Source organism: Streptomyces sp. NPDC015139 (genome assembly GCF_043079785.1).
In the GTDB taxonomy this organism is placed as follows: Bacteria; Actinomycetota; Actinomycetes; order Streptomycetales; family Streptomycetaceae; genus Streptomyces; species Streptomyces albidocamelliae.
Genome location: NZ_JBIBUW010000010.1, coordinates 339,316 through 354,979 on the forward strand (window position 1 = coordinate 339,316; position 15,664 = coordinate 354,979).

General features: G+C 71.0%; 16 protein-coding genes. 15 read left to right on the forward strand and 1 reads right to left on the reverse strand.

Annotated elements, in window-relative coordinates; genetic code table 11:
• Nucleotides 1-82 precede the first annotated feature (82 nt).
• The 13 genes from ACF08B_RS27050 to nusB all read left to right on the forward strand — a co-directional run bounded on the left by ACF08B_RS27050 (nt 83) and on the right by nusB (nt 12,984).
• The gene (locus tag ACF08B_RS27050; protein ID WP_093479181.1) at nt 83-517 is read left to right on the forward strand and encodes a DUF948 domain-containing protein; all 435 of its coding nucleotides are present in this window, start codon (nt 83-85) and stop codon (nt 515-517) included.
• Nucleotides 518-533: 16 nt separating this feature from the next.
• Entirely contained in the window at nt 534-881 is a 348-nt protein-coding gene (locus ACF08B_RS27055; protein WP_093479182.1) for a hypothetical protein, read from the forward strand.
• Nucleotides 881-3,553: an alanine--tRNA ligase gene (alaS, locus tag ACF08B_RS27060; RefSeq protein ID WP_392319778.1), complete on the forward strand. Its 2,673-nt coding sequence runs from the start codon at nt 881-883 to the stop codon at nt 3,551-3,553. The genes ACF08B_RS27055 and alaS overlap by 1 nt, the downstream gene beginning before the upstream one ends.
• Before the next feature lie 43 nt (nt 3,554-3,596).
• The gene (ruvX, locus tag ACF08B_RS27065; protein WP_093695739.1) at nt 3,597-4,061 is read left to right on the forward strand and encodes a Holliday junction resolvase RuvX; all 465 of its coding nucleotides are present in this window, start codon (nt 3,597-3,599) and stop codon (nt 4,059-4,061) included.
• Nucleotides 4,062-4,183: 122 nt separating this feature from the next.
• Nucleotides 4,184-5,860, forward strand: coding sequence for an endolytic transglycosylase MltG (gene mltG / locus ACF08B_RS27070; protein WP_392319779.1), 1,677 nt, complete (start codon nt 4,184-4,186; stop codon nt 5,858-5,860).
• A complete protein-coding gene (locus ACF08B_RS27075) occupies nt 5,860-6,687 on the forward strand; it encodes a shikimate dehydrogenase (protein ID WP_392319780.1) in 828 nt (275 codons plus the stop codon). Before mltG ends, ACF08B_RS27075 begins: the two co-directional genes overlap by 1 nt.
• A 164-nt stretch (nt 6,688-6,851) precedes the next feature.
• Nucleotides 6,852-8,036, forward strand: a complete 1,185-nt coding sequence (gene aroC / locus ACF08B_RS27080; RefSeq protein WP_392319781.1) for a chorismate synthase — start codon at nt 6,852-6,854, stop codon at nt 8,034-8,036.
• A gap of 32 nt (nt 8,037-8,068) precedes the next feature.
• The gene (locus tag ACF08B_RS27085) at nt 8,069-8,551 is read left to right on the forward strand and encodes a shikimate kinase (RefSeq protein ID WP_093479188.1); all 483 of its coding nucleotides are present in this window, start codon (nt 8,069-8,071) and stop codon (nt 8,549-8,551) included.
• Nucleotides 8,548-9,639: a 3-dehydroquinate synthase gene (gene aroB / locus ACF08B_RS27090; protein WP_392319782.1), complete on the forward strand. Its 1,092-nt coding sequence runs from the start codon at nt 8,548-8,550 to the stop codon at nt 9,637-9,639. Before ACF08B_RS27085 ends, aroB begins: the two co-directional genes overlap by 4 nt.
• A 241-nt stretch (nt 9,640-9,880) precedes the next feature.
• Nucleotides 9,881-10,741: a Pro-rich N-terminal domain-containing protein gene (locus ACF08B_RS27095; RefSeq protein WP_392319783.1), complete on the forward strand. Its 861-nt coding sequence runs from the start codon at nt 9,881-9,883 to the stop codon at nt 10,739-10,741.
• Nucleotides 10,742-10,823: 82 nt separating this feature from the next.
• Nucleotides 10,824-11,930, forward strand: coding sequence for an aminopeptidase P family protein (locus ACF08B_RS27100; protein WP_392319784.1), 1,107 nt, complete (start codon nt 10,824-10,826; stop codon nt 11,928-11,930).
• A 56-nt stretch (nt 11,931-11,986) separates the two neighbouring features.
• A complete protein-coding gene (gene efp / locus ACF08B_RS27105) occupies nt 11,987-12,553 on the forward strand; it encodes an elongation factor P (RefSeq protein ID WP_392319785.1) in 567 nt (188 codons plus the stop codon).
• Between the two features lie 2 nt (nt 12,554-12,555).
• On the forward strand, nt 12,556-12,984 hold the full coding sequence (nusB, locus tag ACF08B_RS27110) for a transcription antitermination factor NusB (RefSeq protein WP_392319786.1): 429 nt from the start codon (nt 12,556-12,558) through the stop codon (nt 12,982-12,984).
• Between the two features lie 284 nt (nt 12,985-13,268).
• On the opposite strand, the gene bldD is transcribed toward nusB, so the two are convergent.
• Nucleotides 13,269-13,772 carry a transcriptional regulator BldD gene (gene bldD / locus ACF08B_RS27115; protein ID WP_020938842.1) on the reverse strand — a complete coding sequence of 168 codons (504 nt, stop codon included), beginning with the start codon at nt 13,770-13,772 and terminating at the stop codon, nt 13,269-13,271.
• 251 nt (nt 13,773-14,023) lie between these two features.
• On the opposite strand from bldD, the gene pyrR reads away from it, so the two are divergent.
• Together pyrR and ACF08B_RS27125 are read left to right on the forward strand one after the other, a co-directional pair.
• Nucleotides 14,024-14,593: a bifunctional pyr operon transcriptional regulator/uracil phosphoribosyltransferase PyrR gene (gene pyrR, locus ACF08B_RS27120; protein ID WP_392319787.1), complete on the forward strand. Its 570-nt coding sequence runs from the start codon at nt 14,024-14,026 to the stop codon at nt 14,591-14,593.
• A gap of 90 nt (nt 14,594-14,683) precedes the next feature.
• A complete protein-coding gene (locus tag ACF08B_RS27125) occupies nt 14,684-15,664 on the forward strand; it encodes an aspartate carbamoyltransferase catalytic subunit (protein ID WP_392319788.1) in 981 nt (326 codons plus the stop codon).

The following is a 15,664-nucleotide window of genomic DNA, read 5'->3' on the forward strand; positions in this document are numbered from 1 at the left end:
AATCCGGTACGGAGCCCCGGCCCCGGCGCGATAGGCTCGGGGCCACGACTTTTTCGATGCTCAGGCACGTTTGAGGGAGTGGGTGCGCACAGTGTCCGGTGGAGAGGTGGCCGGGATCCTGGTGGCCGTCTTCTGGGCGATCCTGGTCTCCTTCCTCGCCGTCGCACTGGCGAGGCTGGCCCAGACGCTCAAGGCGACCACCAAGCTCGTGGCGGATGTGACCGACCAGGCCGTCCCGTTGCTCGCCGACGCCTCCGCGACCGTGCGCTCCGCGCAGACCCAGATCGACCGGGTCGACGCGATCGCCTCCGACGTCCAGGAGGTCACGTCGAACGCCTCCGCGCTGGCCGGCACCGTCGCCTCCACGTTCGGCGGTCCGCTGGTCAAGGTCGCGGCCTTCGGGTACGGCGTGCGCCGTGCGCTGGGCGGCCGCAAGGAGGACGTGCCGGCCAAGTCGCCCCGGCGTACCGTGATCGTGGGCCGCACGGTTCCCGCCGCACGACGCAAGCGGAAGTAAGGACTGAGACCGAGCGATGTTCCGTCGTACGTTCTGGTTCAGCACGGGCGTCGCCGCCGGTGTGTGGGCCACCACCAAGGTCAACCGCAAGCTCAGGCAGCTCACCCCGGAGAGCCTCGCCGCGACCGCGGCGAACAAGGCACTGGAGACGGGGCAGCGCCTGAAGGACCGCGCGGTCGGCTTCGCGCTCGACGTCCGCGACAACATGGCGCAGCGGGAGGCCGAGCTGGAGGAGGCCCTCGGCATCCAGGACGACCCCGAACTCCCCGCGCCCCGGCGGTACACCGCCATCGAGAACGACCGCAGCAACCCGAAGTACATCGAGAACACGACGTACTCGTACAACCGGAATGAGGACCACTGATGGAGTCGGCCGAGATTCGCCGCCGCTGGCTGAGCTTCTACGAGGAGCGCGGGCACACCGTCGTGCCTTCGGCGTCGCTCATCGCGGACGATCCGACCCTGCTCCTCGTCCCCGCCGGCATGGTCCCCTTCAAGCCCTACTTCCTGGGTGAGGTCAAGCCGCCCTTCGCGCGCGCCACCAGCGTGCAGAAGTGCGTGCGCACGCCCGACATCGAAGAGGTCGGCAAGACCACGCGCCACGGCACGTTCTTCCAGATGTGCGGCAACTTCTCCTTCGGCGACTACTTCAAGGAAGGCGCCATCAAGTACGCCTGGGAGCTGCTCACCACGCCCCAGGACAAGGGCGGTTACGGCCTGGAGCCGGAGAAGCTCTGGATCACCGTCTACCAGGACGACGACGAGGCCGAGCGCATCTGGCACGAGGTCGTCGGGGTGCCGAAGGAGCGCATCCAGCGCCTCGGCATGAAGGACAACTACTGGTCCATGGGCGTCCCCGGCCCGTGCGGCCCCTGCTCCGAGATCAACTACGACCGCGGCCCCGAGTTCGGCGTCGAGGGCGGCCCGGCCGTCAACGACGAGCGGTACGTGGAGATCTGGAACCTCGTCTTCATGCAGTACGAGCGGGGCGAGGGCATCGGCAAGGACAACTTCGAGATCCTCGGGGAACTGCCGAGCAAGAACATCGACACGGGCCTCGGCCTGGAGCGGCTCGCCATGATTCTGCAGGGCGTGCAGAACATGTACGAGATCGACACCTCCATGGCCGTCATCGAGAAGGCCACCGCGCTGACCGGCGTCCGCTACGGCGACGCCCACGACTCCGACGTGTCGCTGCGCGTCGTCACCGACCACATGCGCACCGCCACCATGCTCATCGGCGACGGTGTCACCCCGGGCAACGAGGGCCGCGGCTACGTCCTGCGCCGCATCATGCGCCGCGCCATCCGCAACATGCGCCTGCTCGGCGCCACCGGTCCGGTCGTCCACGACCTGATCGACACCGTGATCGGCATGATGGGCCAGCAGTACCCCGAGCTGATCACCGACCGCGAGCGCATCGAGAAGGTCGCCCTCGCCGAGGAGAACGCCTTCCTCAAGACGCTGAAGGCCGGCACCAACATCCTCGACACCGCCGTCACCGAGACCAAGCAGTCCGGCGGCACCGTCCTCTCCGGCGACAAGGCCTTCCTGCTCCACGACACCTGGGGCTTCCCGATCGACCTCACCCTGGAGATGGCCGCCGAGCAGGGGCTGGCCGTGGACGAGGACGGCTTCCGCCGCCTGATGAAGGAGCAGCGGGAGCGCGCCAAGGCCGACGCCCAGGCCAAGAAGACCGGGCACGCCGACATGGGCGCCTACCGTGAGATCGCCGACGCCGCCGGTGCCACCGACTTCATCGGCTACGGCGACACCGAGGGCGAGACCACGATCGTCGGTCTGCTCGTCGACGGCGTCTCCTCGCCGGCCGCCTCCGAGGGCGACGAGGTCGAGGTCGTCCTCGACCGCACTCCGTTCTACGCCGAGGGCGGCGGCCAGATCGGCGACACCGGCCGGATCCGCGTCGACACCGGTGCCGTCATCGAGGTCCGCGACTGCCAGAAGCCGGTCCCGGGCGTGTACGTCCACAAGGGCGTCGTCCAGGTCGGCGAGGTCACCGTCGGCGCCAAGGCCCACGCCTCCATCGACGCCCGCCGCCGTACGGCCATCGCCCGCGCCCACTCGGCCACCCACCTGACCCACCAGGCGCTGCGCGACGCCCTCGGCCCGACGGCCGCTCAGGCCGGTTCCGAGAACCAGCCCGGCCGCTTCCGCTTCGACTTCGGCTCCCCGTCCGCGGTCCCGACGGCCGTGATGACCGACGTCGAGCAGAAGATCAACGAGGTGCTCGCCCGCGACCTCGACGTGCACGCCGAGGTCATGGGCATCGACGAGGCCAAGAAGCAGGGCGCGATCGCCGAGTTCGGCGAGAAGTACGGCGAGCGCGTCCGCGTGGTCACCATCGGCGACTTCTCCAAGGAGCTGTGCGGCGGCACCCACGTGCACAACACCGCCCAGCTGGGTCTGGTGAAGCTGCTCGGCGAGTCCTCCATCGGCTCGGGTGTCCGCCGTATCGAGGCCCTCGTCGGCGTGGACGCGTACAACTTCCTCGCCCGTGAGCACACGGTCGTGGCCCAGCTCCAGGAACTGATCAAGGGCCGCCCCGAGGAGCTGCCGGAGAAGGTCTCCGCCATGCTCGGCAAGCTGAAGGACGCCGAGAAGGAGATCGAGAAGTTCCGCGCCGAGAAGGTGCTGCAGGCCGCCGGCGGTCTCGCCGAGTCCGCCAAGGACGTGCGCGGTGTGGCGTTGGTCACCGGACAGGTCCCGGACGGCACCACCCCGGACGACCTGCGCAAGCTGGTCCTCGACGTGCGCGGCCGCATCCAGGGTGGCCGGGCCGCCGTGGTCGCCCTGTTCACGGTCAACAACGGCAAGCCGCTGACCGTCATCGCCACCAACGAGGCCGCCCGCGAGCGCGGCCTCAAGGCCGGTGACCTGGTGCGCACGGCCGCCAAGACCCTCGGCGGCGGCGGTGGCGGCAAGCCGGACGTCGCCCAGGGCGGCGGCCAGAACCCGGCCGCCGTCGGTGACGCCGTGGACGCCGTGGAGCGGCTCGTCACCGAGACCGCCAAGTAGGACACGTACGAACAAGTAGGACACGTAAGAAACGGTCGAGAAGATGCGCAGAGGACGTCGGCTCGCCATCGACGTCGGGGACGCCCGGATCGGGGTCGCCTCGTGCGACCCCGACGGGATCCTCGCCACCCCGGTCGAGACCGTCCCCGGCCGGGACGTCCCGGCCGCCCACCGCCGGTTGCGGCAGCTGGTGGAGGAGTACGAACCGATCGAGGTCGTCGTCGGCCTCCCTCGCTCCCTCAAGGGGGGCGAGGGCCCGGCCGCCGTCAAGGTCCGTGCCTTCGCACAGGAGTTGGCCAAGGGCATCGGGCCGGTGCCGGTGCGCCTGGTCGACGAGCGGATGACGACCGTGACGGCCAGTCAGGGGCTGCGGGCCTCGGGGGTGAAGTCCAAGAAGGGACGGTCGGTCATCGACCAGGCCGCCGCTGTGATCATCCTGCAGCAGGCCCTGGAATCCGAACGGGTGTCAGGCCAGGCACCCGGCGAGGGCGTCGAAGTGGTCATCTGATCGCGATACGGTAACGTTCCGCGCGATGCGCCGGTGTTCGAACAGCCGGGGCACAACAAGAGGCGGAACGGAAGCCGGCCCACCGGCCGCGAGTCCGTCGGCCTCGCGGCTCTAGGGGATCGATGACTGAGTATGGCCGGGGCCCAGGCTCCGAACCGTGGCATCCGGAGGACCCGTTGTACGGGGACGGCGGATGGGAAGGGCAGCAGGCGCACGTCGGCCGGCAGCCTGCCTACGGCGGCCAGCCGCAGCAGCCCTACCCGCAGCAGCCGCAGTACGGCGACTGGAACCAGGAACAGCAGGCCGGGTACGGCGGCCAGCAGCAGCATCAGCACTACGACGGCCAGGGCCACCCGCAGTACGACCAGAACTACGCAGGTCACGCTCAGCAGCAGCACTTCCACCAGGGCACCTGGGACGCCAGCGGCAGCCACGGCCAGGTGCCCTATGCCGCCGATCCCGGTGATCCGTACGGCCAGCAGCCCGCGGCGTACGGCGCGCAGCAGCCCGACCTCTACGGCACCGAGGACGCCTACCCGCCGCCGGTGCCGCCCGGCCGCCGCCGCCCCGAACCGGAACCGCAACCGGAACCCGCGGCCGACGAGGAGGAGCACGCCTTCTTCGCGGGAGACGGCGGCGAGGACGACGAGGAGCACGAGCTCCAGAGCCGGCGCGAGAAGCGGGGCAAGGGCAAGGGCCGCAAACCCGTCAAGAAGAAGAAAGGGCGCACCGGGTGCGCCTGCATGGTGGTCGTCCTCGTCTTCGGCGGTGGCCTCGGCGGGGTCGGCTACTTCGGCTACAAGTTCTACCAAAATCGTTTCGGCGCGGCCCCGGACTACGCGGGCAGCGGCAACGGCGAGCAGGTCTCGGTCACCATCCCCAAGGGCGCCGGCGGCTGGGCCATCGGCGAGAAGCTGAAGGAGGCGGGGGTCGTCGAGAGCGCGGCCGCGTTCGTCTCCGCGCTCCAGGCCAACCCGCGGGGCAAGGGGCTCCAGGACGGTGTCTACACCCTCCAGAAGGAGATGTCCGCCGCGAGCGCGGTGGAGCTGATGCTCAGTCCGAAGAGCCGCAGCAACCTGATCCTCGCCGAGGGGCTGCGCAACGCCGCGATCTACAGCATGATCGACAAACGGCTCGGCGTGAAGGCGGGCACCACCGCGCGCGTCGCGAAGAAGGACTACAAGCACCTCGGCCTGCCGGCCTGGGCGCTGAACCACCCGAACCTCAAGGACCCGCTCGAAGGTTTCCTCTACCCCTCCAGCTACCCGGTCACCAAGGGCCAGGAGCCCGAGGCCGTGCTGAAGAACATGGTGTCCCAGGCCGCCTCGACGTACCAGGAACTGGGTCTGGAGAAGAAGGCCAAGGTCCTCGGCCTCGACAGCCCCTGGGAACTGCTCACCGTGGCGAGTCTGGTGCAGGCCGAGGGCACGAGCCACGACGACTTCCGCAAGATGGCCGAGGTCGTCTACAACCGCCTCGAACCGGACAACCCGCAGACCTACGGGCGGCTGGAGTTCGACTCCACGTACAACTACGTGAAGAACCAGAGCAAGATCGACCTGAGCATCGCCGAGCTGCGCAAGTACAACAACCCGTACAACACGTACTTCTCCAAGGGCCTGCCGCCGGGTCCCATCAGCAACCCCGGCGAGGAGGCGCTCAAGGGCGCGCTCGACCCGACCGACGACGGCTGGTACTACTTCATCTCGATGGACGGCAAGACCAGCAAGTTCACCAGGACGCTCGAGGAGCACGAGAAGCTCGTGAACGAGTGGAACGCGTCGCGGAAGAAGAACTGATGACTGTGACACGCCGGGCCGCCGTGCTCGGCTCGCCCATCGCCCACTCCCTCTCCCCGGTGCTGCACCGGGCCGCGTACGACGAACTCGGACTCACCGACTGGTCCTACGACCGCTTCGAGGTCGACGAGGCGGCCCTGCCCGGATTCTTCGAGGAGCTCGGACCGGAGTGGGCGGGGCTGTCGCTCACGATGCCCCTCAAGCGGGCCGTCATCCCGCTGCTGGACGGGATCAGCGACACGGCCGCCTCCGTCGACGCGGTCAACACGGTGGTCCTCACCGACGACGGGCGCCGCCTCGGCGACAACACCGACATCCCGGGCATGGTCGCCGCCCTGCGCGAGCACGGGATCGAGGAGGTCGGCTCCGCCGCGATCCTCGGCGCCGGCGCCACCGCCTCCTCCGCGCTGGCCGCGCTGGCCCGGATCTGCACCGGCGAGGTCGTCGCCTACGTCCGCAGCGAGGCCCGCGCCGCGGAGATGCGCGAGTGGGGCGAGCGGCTGGATGTCGACGTACGCACCGCGGACTGGGCGGACGCGGCCGAGGCCCTGCGGGCCCCGCTGGTGATCGCCACGACACCGGCCGGTACGACCGACGCCCTCGCCACCGCCGTGCCCGAGCGCCCCACCACCCTCTTCGACGTGCTCTACGACCCCTGGCCCACCGAGCTGGCGGCCCGCTGGTCCATGTTCGGGGGAGCCGTGGTCAGCGGTCTCGACCTGCTCGTCCACCAGGCCGTCCTCCAGGTCGAGCAGATGACCGGCCGCTCCCCGGCCCCGCTGGAGGCCATGCGGCACGCCGGCGAGAAGGCGCTCGCCGCCCGCTGACCGCCGCCGTACCGTCCGCCTGCTGGACCGGCGGCCGGACACCGGCCCCGGACGTGGGAGGATCGTAGGTGGCGTGCCGGGGTCGCGCACCCGGCCGCGCCGTCGCCGTACGCGCGGACACGCGTACTGAGGGCAGTACCGGGCGCGAACACTGAGGAGCACCGTTGAGCAGGCTGCGTTGGCTGACCGCGGGGGAGTCCCACGGTCCGGCACTGGTCGCAACGCTGGAGGGTCTTCCCGCCGGCGTGCCGATCACCACGGAGATGGTGGCGGACCACCTGGCACGGCGACGGCTCGGTTATGGCCGCGGTGCGCGGATGAAGTTCGAGCGGGACGAGATCACCTTCCTGGGTGGCGTCCGGCACGGGCTGAGCCTCGGTTCCCCGGTGGCGATCATGGTGGGCAACACCGAGTGGCCCAAGTGGGATCAGGTCATGGCGGCCGACCCGGTCGATCCCGAGGTGCTGGCCGGGCTCGCCCGCAACGCGCCGCTGACCCGGCCCCGGCCCGGCCACGCCGACCTGGCGGGCATGCAGAAGTACGGCTTCGACGAGGCCCGCCCGATCCTGGAGCGCGCCTCGGCCCGTGAGACCGCGGCACGGGTGGCGCTGGGCGCCGTGGCCCGTTCCTACCTGAAGGAGACCGCGGGCATCGAGATCGTCTCGCACGTGGTCGAGCTCTGCTCCGTGAAGGCCCCGCAGGGCGTGTACCCCACGCCGGCCGACGTGGAGAAGCTGGACGCCGACCCGCTGCGCTGCCTGGACGCGGACACCTCGAAGGCGATGGTCGCGGAGGTCGACCAGGCCCACAAGGACGGCGACACCCTCGGCGGTGTGGTCGAGGTGCTGGCCTACGGCGTTCCGGTCGGTCTCGGCTCGCACGTGCACTGGGACCGCAAGCTGGACGCCCGTCTCGCCGGCGCCCTGATGGGCATCCAGGCGATCAAGGGTGTCGAGATCGGTGACGGCTTCGAGCTCGCCCGGGTGCCGGGTTCCCAGGCGCACGACGAGATCGTGCGGACCGACGAGGGCATCCGGCGGACCTCCGGGCGCGCGGGCGGCACCGAGGGCGGCCTGTCCACCGGTGAGCTGCTGCGGGTGCGTGCCGCGATGAAGCCGATCGCGACCGTGCCGCGGGCGCTGCGGACGGTCGACGTGACCACCGGCGAGGCGGCCCAGGCGCACCACCAGCGCTCGGACGTGTCCGCCGTGCCGGCCGCCGGCATCGTCGCCGAGGCCATGGTCGCGCTGGTCCTGGCCGACGCGGTCGCGGAGAAGTTCGGCGGCGACAGCGTGGCCGAGACCCGCCGCAACGTGCGGTCGTACCTCGACCACCTGCAGATCCGGTGAGCGCCGTGCCTGCTCTCGTACTCGTCGGTCCGATGGGCGTGGGCAAGTCCACCGTGGGCCGGCTGCTGGCCGAGCGGCTCGGCACCGGGTTCCGGGACACCGACGAGGACATCGTGGCCGCCGAGGGCCGCAGCATCGCCGACATCTTCGTGGGGGAGGGCGAGTCCGCCTTCCGCGCCATCGAGAAGCGGGCGGTGCGGGACGCGCTCACCGGGCACGAGGGCGTCCTCGCGCTCGGCGGCGGTGCCGTCCTCGACGCGGAGACGCGGGCGCTGCTCGCCGGGCACCGGGTGGTCTACCTCTCCATGGACGTGGAGGAGGCCGTCAGGCGCACCGGCCTCAACGTGGCCCGCCCGCTGCTGTCGGTCAACCCGCGCAAGCAGTGGCGCGAGCTGATGGAGGCGCGGCGGCACCTGTACGAGGAGGTCGCCACCGCCGTCGTGGCGACGGACGGCCGCACCCCCGAAGAGGTCACCCGAGCAGCGCTGGACGCACTGGAGTTGAAGGAAGCATGAGCGAGTCAGTCACCCGGATCCAGGTCGCCGGCAGCGCCGGGACCGACTCCTACGAGGTGCTGGTCGGCCGGCAACTCCTGGGCGAGCTGGCCGGGCTGATCGGACCGAGGGCCAAGCGGGTGGCGGTGATCCACCCGGAGGCGCTGGCCGAGACCGGCGACGCGCTCCGCGCCGACCTGGCCGGGCAGGGCTACGAGGCCGTCGCGATCCAGGTGCCCAACGCGGAGGAGGCCAAGACCGCCGAGGTCGCCGCCTACTGCTGGAAGGCGCTGGGCCAGTCCGGCTTCACGCGCACCGACGTCGTCGTCGGCGTGGGCGGCGGCGCGACCACGGACCTGGCCGGTTTCGTGGCCGCGACCTGGCTGCGCGGGGTGCGCTGGATCGCCGTCCCGACCACCGTGCTGGCGATGGTCGACGCGGCGGTCGGCGGCAAGACCGGCATCAACACCGCCGAGGGCAAGAACCTGGTGGGCGCCTTCCACCCGCCGGCCGGTGTGCTGTGCGACCTGGCCGCGCTGGACTCCCTGCCGGTGCACGACTACGTCTCCGGTCTCGCGGAGGTCATCAAGGCGGGCTTCATCGCCGACCCGGTGATCCTGGAGCTGATCGAGTCCGACCCCGAGGCCGCCCGGACCCCGGCGGGTCCGCACACGGCCGAGCTGATCGAGCGGTCGATCCGGGTGAAGGCGGAGGTCGTCTCCTCGGACCTGAAGGAGTCGGGTCTGCGGGAGATCCTCAACTACGGTCACACGCTCGGCCACGCCATCGAGAAGAACGAGCGCTACAAGTGGCGGCACGGCGCCGCGGTCGCGGTCGGCATGCACTTCGCCGCCGAACTGGGCCGTCTCGCGGGCCGTTTGGACGACGCGACCGCGGACCGGCACCGCACGGTCCTGGAGTCCGTCGGCCTGCCGCTGCACTACCGCTACGACCAGTGGCCCAAGCTGCTGGAGGCGATGAAGGTCGACAAGAAGTCGCGCGGCGACCTGCTGCGCTTCATCGTCCTCGACTCGCTCGGCAAGCCGACCGTCCTGGAGGGCCCCGACCCGGCCGTCCTGCTCGCCGCCTACGGAGAAGTGGGCCAGTAGGTCCCGCACTGTTCCGTACGCCCGTTTTCCCTCGGTCCGATTTCCCTTGCGGAACGGGCACTTCGGGCCGCCCCCGGCCGTTTCACCAAACGACGGCCGGGGACGGTACCGTTCGGTACGGCGCGGGGTGTACCCCCGCTGCCAGCACCAACTGCCCGCAGCGGGTGTGCCGGAGGGGCGCGACCGCGCCTCGGGCGCCCCGGCGGCGGACGAGCCGAGCGACGAGACGGAGTGGCAACGGATGCAGCACGCAGTGGGGTCTGAGCTGCCTCCGCCCCACCGGCCGGGGCAGGTGCCGCACGCCGGCTGGGCGCCGGCCGGACACCACCCGGGCCCGCATCAGGGCAGCTCCCAGGGGCCCGCACCCGTCCCCCCGCCACCCCCGGCGCCGAGCTTCCCGGCCGCGTCCGCTCCCGTGCCGCCGCCCCCGCCGCACACCCCCGCTCACGCGGCCCCGGATACCACCGGTCACCTGTCCCTGCCACCCGGCGGTCCGGTCGGAGTGCCCATGGCGCCGCCCGCCGCGGTGGTCCCGGACCCGACGGCCACGACCCTGGCCGTCCTGCTGATCGGACCGGCGGGCGCGGGCAAGACGAGCGTGGCCAAGTACTGGGCGGACCACCGGCGCGTCCCCACCGCCCACATCAGCCTGGACGACGTCCGCGAATGGGTCCGCTCGGGCTTCGCCGACCCCCAGACCGGCTGGAACGACAACTCCGAGGCCCAGTACCGCCTGGCCCGCCGCACCTGCGGCTTCGCCGCCCGCAACTTCCTGGCCAACGGCATCTCCTGCATCCTGGACGACGCCGTCTTCCCGGACCGTCCGGTCGTCGGGCTCGGCGGCTGGAAGCGCCACGTGGGTCCCGGGCTGCTGCCGGTCGTCCTGCTGCCGGGCCTGGACATCGTCCTGGAGCGCAACGCGGAGCGCTCCGGCAACCGCCGTCTCACCGACGAGGAGGTGGCCCGCATCCACGGCCGCATGGCCGGCTGGTACGGCTCGGGCCTCCCGATCATCGACAACTCCCAGCTCGACGTCCCGGGCACCGCGCGGGTGCTGGACGAGGTCCTGGCCAGGGCGATCGCGAGCCCGCCGAGCTGGTGAGCCGGGGGCGCGGATCTCCGCACGAACCCCACTCGGCCCCACCCAACCGGCACAAATCGGTCAAAACTCCTACGCTCATCTCATGTCAGAGGTGTACGCGAACCGCCGATCCCGCCTGAGGGAACACTTCAACGCGGCCGGTACCGCGGCAGCGCTCGTCACCCGCCCCGCCAACGTGCGCTATCTCGCGGCCGCAGCCCCTCGGGGCGCCGTCCTGCTCCTCGGCAGGCGCGAGGACCTGCTCGTCTGCGCCGGCCCACCCGAGGACCGCCCCTACGAAGGCCGGCCCGACGAGAACCTGCGGCTGCACGTCCTGCCCACGCCGGCCGGTGACGCCGCGGTCGCCGCGGCCGGTCTCGCCGCGGCCCAGGGCGCCGATTCCCTGGCGGTGGAGGAACACCACCTCACCGTGGCCCGGCACAGAACGCTGACGGCGGTCGCCCCCGCCGTGCGTCTCGCCGACATCGGCGGGGCCGTGGAACAGCTCAGGGTCGTCAAGGACGAGGAGGAGATCTCCTGCCTGCGCATCGGCGCGGAGATCGCCGACCAGGCGCTCGGCGAGCTGCTGGAGTCCATCCTGGTCGGCCGCACCGAGCGGCACCTGGCGCTGGAGCTGGAGCGGCGCCTGGTCGACCACGGCGCCGACGGCCCGGCCTTCCCCACCTCCGTGGCCACCGGACCGCACTCCGGCCGGCGCGGTCACCGCCCCACCGACCGGCGGGTGGAGGAGGGCGACTTCCTCTCCGTCTGCCTGGGCGCCACCTACCGCGGCTACCGCTGCGAGATCGGCCGCACCTTCGTCATCGGGACCTCGCCCGCCGACTGGCAGATCGAGCTCTACGACCTGGTCTTCGCCGCTCAGCGCTCCGGACGCGAGTCCCTGGCGCCGGGTGCCGCCTACCGGGACGTCGACCGCGCGGCACGGCAGGTCCTGGACTCCGCCGGCTATGCGGAAGCACTGCCACCGCTGACCGGACACGGTGTCGGACTCGAAATCGACGAGGACCCGCAGCTGGCCCCCGCGGCCATGGGTAAACTGGACGCTTGCGTGCCGGTCACCGTCGAACCGGGGGTCCACCTCCCGGGCCGGGGCGGTGTCCGGATCGATGACACGCTCGTCGTACGCCCCGAGGCGGACGGCGGACCCGAGCTACTCACCATCACGACCAAGGAGCTGCTCGCGCTCTAGCCTCTCGCTGGGCGCGAGACCCGGGGTCGTACGTCAGTCCAGGAGATTCCGCAACCGTGGCTTCCACGAACGACCTCAAGAACGGCATGGTGCTCAAGCTCGAAGGCGGCCAGCTCTGGTCCGTCGTCGAGTTCCAGCACGTCAAGCCCGGCAAGGGCCCGGCCTTCGTGCGCACCAAGCTCAAGAACGTGCTCTCCGGCAAGGTCGTCGACAAGACCTTCAACGCCGGCGTCAAGGTCGAGACGGCCACTGTCGACAAGCGCGACATGCAGTTCTCGTACATGGACGGCGAGTACTTCGTCTTCATGGACATGGAGACGTACGACCAGCTGATGGTCGACCGCAAGGCCGTCGGCGACGCCGCCAACTTCCTTATCGAGGGCTTCACGGCCACCGTCGCCCGGCACGAGGGCGAGGTGCTCTTCGTCGAGCTGCCGGCCGCCGTCGAGCTGGTGGTCCAGGAGACCGAGCCGGGCGTCCAGGGCGACCGCTCCACCGGTGGCACCAAGCCCGCCACCCTGGAGACCGGCCACCAGATCCAGGTCCCGCTCTTCATCACCACCGGTGAGAAGATCAAGGTCGACACCCGCAGCAGCGACTACCTCGGCCGGGTGAACAGCTAACCGTGGCTGCCCGCAACACGGCCCGCAAGCGCGCCTTCCAGATCCTCTTCGAGGGCGACCAGCGCGGCGCCGACGTCCTGACGGTCCTCGCGGACTGGATCCGGCTCTCCCGGTCCGACACGCGGCAGCCGCCGGTCAGCGAGTACACGATGCAGCTGGTCGAGGGCTACGCGGAGCACGCGCGGCGCATCGACGAGCTGATCGCCCAGTACGCCGTGGGCTGGACGCTCGACCGGATGCCGGTCGTCGACCGCAACATCCTGCGGCTGGGCGCGTACGAGCTGATCTGGGTCGACGAGACCCCGGACGCCGTCGTCCTGGACGAGATGGTGCAGCTGGCGAAGGAGTTCTCGACGGACGACTCGCCCGCGTTCGTCAACGGCCTGCTGGGGCGCCTGAAGGAACTGAAGCCCACGCTCCGCCGGGCCTGACCCCACCGCCCCGCCGGGGCGGCCGACGTCGTACGAGGGGCGCCGGGAGACTGCAGTACGCCGGCCGCGGGTCGTCCGCGGCCTGTCGCGCAGTCCTCCGCGCCCCTCAGGCGTGTCCGCGGCCTGCCGGTGCCGGGAGCGGCCCCGTGGCCGCCGCGGGGTGCCCTCCCGGCGTTCCGGTACCAGGGGCGCGCCTCCGCTGTCGTGAAACGCCGCCGGGGCGGCCGGAACCACATGGTTCCGGCCGCCCCGGCGGCACGTTTCTGCTGAGGTGTTCGGCGGGGTCAGGCGTCTTCGTGCGTGGCCACCGCGCGGCGCGCGTCCGCGTCCAGGACGCCCCAGCTGATCAGCTGCTCGGTGAGGACCGAGGGGGACTGGTCGTAGATGACGGCGAGGGTGCGCAGGTCGTCCTGGCGGATCGACAGCACCTTGCCGTTGTAGTCGCCCCGCTGGGACTGGATCGTCGCCGCGTAGCGCTGCAGCGGGCCTGCCTTCTCGGCCGGCACCGTGGCGAGCCGCTCAAGGTCCAGGACGAGCTTCGGCGGCGGCTCGGCGGCACCGCCAGGCGTGGTGCCCGGCAGCAGTTCCTGCACCGGGACACCATAGAAATCGGCCAGCTCGGCGAGACGCTGGACGGTCACGGCACGGTCACCGCGCTCGTAGGAACCGACCACCACGGCCTTCCAGCGACCCTGGGACTTCTCCTCGACACCGTGGAGGGAAAGGCCCTGCTGGGTGCGGATGGCCCGGAGCTTGGCCCCGAGCTGTTTGGCGTATTCGCTGGACATATAGCTCCCCGGACACTGTGTCGACGCGGCCGGCTGTCTTCCCGCCGCGCGGCTGGTAACTCACTGTGAGGTTACGCAGCGTGACTCTCATGCGTCAAGCCGAATGGTCCACCCCGACTCTTCCGTGGTGGTGCCGACTGATTAGGCCAAGCGGGTGATCGAGACCTCCCGGGGACCTGGTACGGTGGATGGCGCAAATCCGACGTCCTTTAAGGTCCGTCCCGTGAGGCGGAGAAGGAGGTCCGTTTCGTATGGACACGCACGCCAGCGCACAGGCAGCCGATGCGCGACCCGTTCTCGAGGGTCCCGACATCGCGCGGGTGCTGACCCGCATCGCCCACGAGATCGTCGAGCGCGCCAGGGGCGCGGACGACGTGGTGCTCCTCGGCATCCCGACCCGCGGCGTCTTCCTCGCCCAGCGGCTCGCCGCCAAGCTGGAGCAGATCACCGACCGCAAGGTCCCCGTCGGCTCGCTCGACATCACCATGTACCGCGACGACCTGCGCATGCACCCGCCGCGTGCGCTGGCCCGCACCGAGATCCCCGGTGACGGCCTCGACGGCAAGCTCGTCGTCCTCGTCGACGACGTGCTCTTCTCCGGCCGTACCATCCGCGCCGCCCTCGACGCCCTGAACGACATCGGGCGCCCGCGCGCGGTCCAGCTCGCGGTCCTGGTCGACCGCGGCCACCGTGAACTGCCCATCCGCGCCGACTACGTCGGCAAGAACCTCCCCACGTCGCTGCGGGAGACGGTCAAGGTCCAGCTCGCCGAGGAGGACGGTCGCGACACCGTGCTGCTCGGTGTGAAGGCCGACCAGTAGCAACTCAGGCGCCGGGCCGCTTCGGCGTGCCCGCACCCGCGCCCGTTTGCCCCATATCTCCCGAATGAACTGCCTTACGGAGCCTGACAGATGCAGCGTCATCTCATCTCGGCCGCCGACCTCACCCGCGACGACGCCGTCCTGATCCTCGACACCGCCGAGGAGATGGCCCGGGTGGCCGACCGGCCCATCAAGAAGCTGCCGACCCTGCGCGGCCGCACGATCGTCAACCTCTTCTTCGAGGACTCCACCCGCACCCGGATCTCCTTCGAGGCCGCCGAGAAGCGCCTCTCCGCGGACGTGATCAACTTCTCCGCCAAGGGGTCCTCGGTGTCCAAGGGCGAGTCCCTGAAGGACACCGCCCAGACCCTGGAGGCGATGGGCGTGGACGCCGTCGTCATCCGGCACGGCGCCTCCGGTGCCCCCTACCGCCTGGCCAACTCCGGCTGGGTCGACGCCGCGGTCATCAACGCCGGCGACGGCACCCACCAGCACCCGACCCAGGCCCTGCTGGACGCCTTCACCATGCGCCGCCGGCTGGTCGGCCGGGACGCCGGACTCGGCCAGGACCTGTCCGGCAGGCGGATCACCGTCGTCGGGGACGTCCTGCACAGCCGGGTGGCCCGCTCCAACGTCGACCTGCTGCACACCCTCGGCGCCGAGGTCACCCTGGTCGCCCCGCCCACCCTGGTGCCGGTCGGCGTCGAGAACTGGCCCTGCGAGGTGTCGTACGACCTCGACAGCACCCTGCCCAAGTGCGACGCGGTGATGATGCTCCGGGTCCAGCGCGAGCGCATGAACGCGGCCTTCTTCCCGACCGAGCGCGAGTACGCCCGGCGCTACGGCCTCAACGGCGACCGCATGGCCAAGCTGCCCGAGCACGCCATCGTGATGCACCCCGGCCCCATGGTCCGCGGCATGGAGATCACCGCCGAGGTCGCCGACTCCGACCGCTGCACCGCCATCGAGCAGGTCGCCAACGGCGTCTCCATCCGGATGGCCGTCCTGTACCTGCTGCTCGGCGGCAACGAACCCGCCGTCACCCGCCCCACCGGTTCCGAGGAGAAGTAA

Coding starts and splice junctions, on each gene's coding strand:
- aroB (WP_392319782.1), top strand. CDS start 8,548: ATGAGCGAGTCAGTCACCCGGATCCAGGTCGCCGGCAGCGCCGGGACC.
- ACF08B_RS27095 (WP_392319783.1), top strand. CDS start 9,881: ATGCAGCACGCAGTGGGGTCTGAGCTGCCTCCGCCCCACCGGCCGGGG.
- ACF08B_RS27085 (WP_093479188.1), top strand. CDS start 8,069: ATGGGCGTGGGCAAGTCCACCGTGGGCCGGCTGCTGGCCGAGCGGCTC.
- mltG (WP_392319779.1), top strand. CDS start 4,184: ATGACTGAGTATGGCCGGGGCCCAGGCTCCGAACCGTGGCATCCGGAG.
- ACF08B_RS27055 (WP_093479182.1), top strand. CDS start 534: ATGTTCCGTCGTACGTTCTGGTTCAGCACGGGCGTCGCCGCCGGTGTG.
- ACF08B_RS27125 (WP_392319788.1), top strand. CDS start 14,684: ATGCAGCGTCATCTCATCTCGGCCGCCGACCTCACCCGCGACGACGCC.
- alaS (WP_392319778.1), top strand. CDS start 881: ATGGAGTCGGCCGAGATTCGCCGCCGCTGGCTGAGCTTCTACGAGGAG.
- pyrR (WP_392319787.1), top strand. CDS start 14,024: ATGGACACGCACGCCAGCGCACAGGCAGCCGATGCGCGACCCGTTCTC.
- ACF08B_RS27100 (WP_392319784.1), top strand. CDS start 10,824: ATGTCAGAGGTGTACGCGAACCGCCGATCCCGCCTGAGGGAACACTTC.
- ACF08B_RS27075 (WP_392319780.1), top strand. CDS start 5,860: ATGACTGTGACACGCCGGGCCGCCGTGCTCGGCTCGCCCATCGCCCAC.
- bldD (WP_020938842.1), bottom strand. CDS start 13,772: ATGTCCAGCGAATACGCCAAACAGCTCGGGGCCAAGCTCCGGGCCATC.
- ruvX (WP_093695739.1), top strand. CDS start 3,597: ATGCGCAGAGGACGTCGGCTCGCCATCGACGTCGGGGACGCCCGGATC.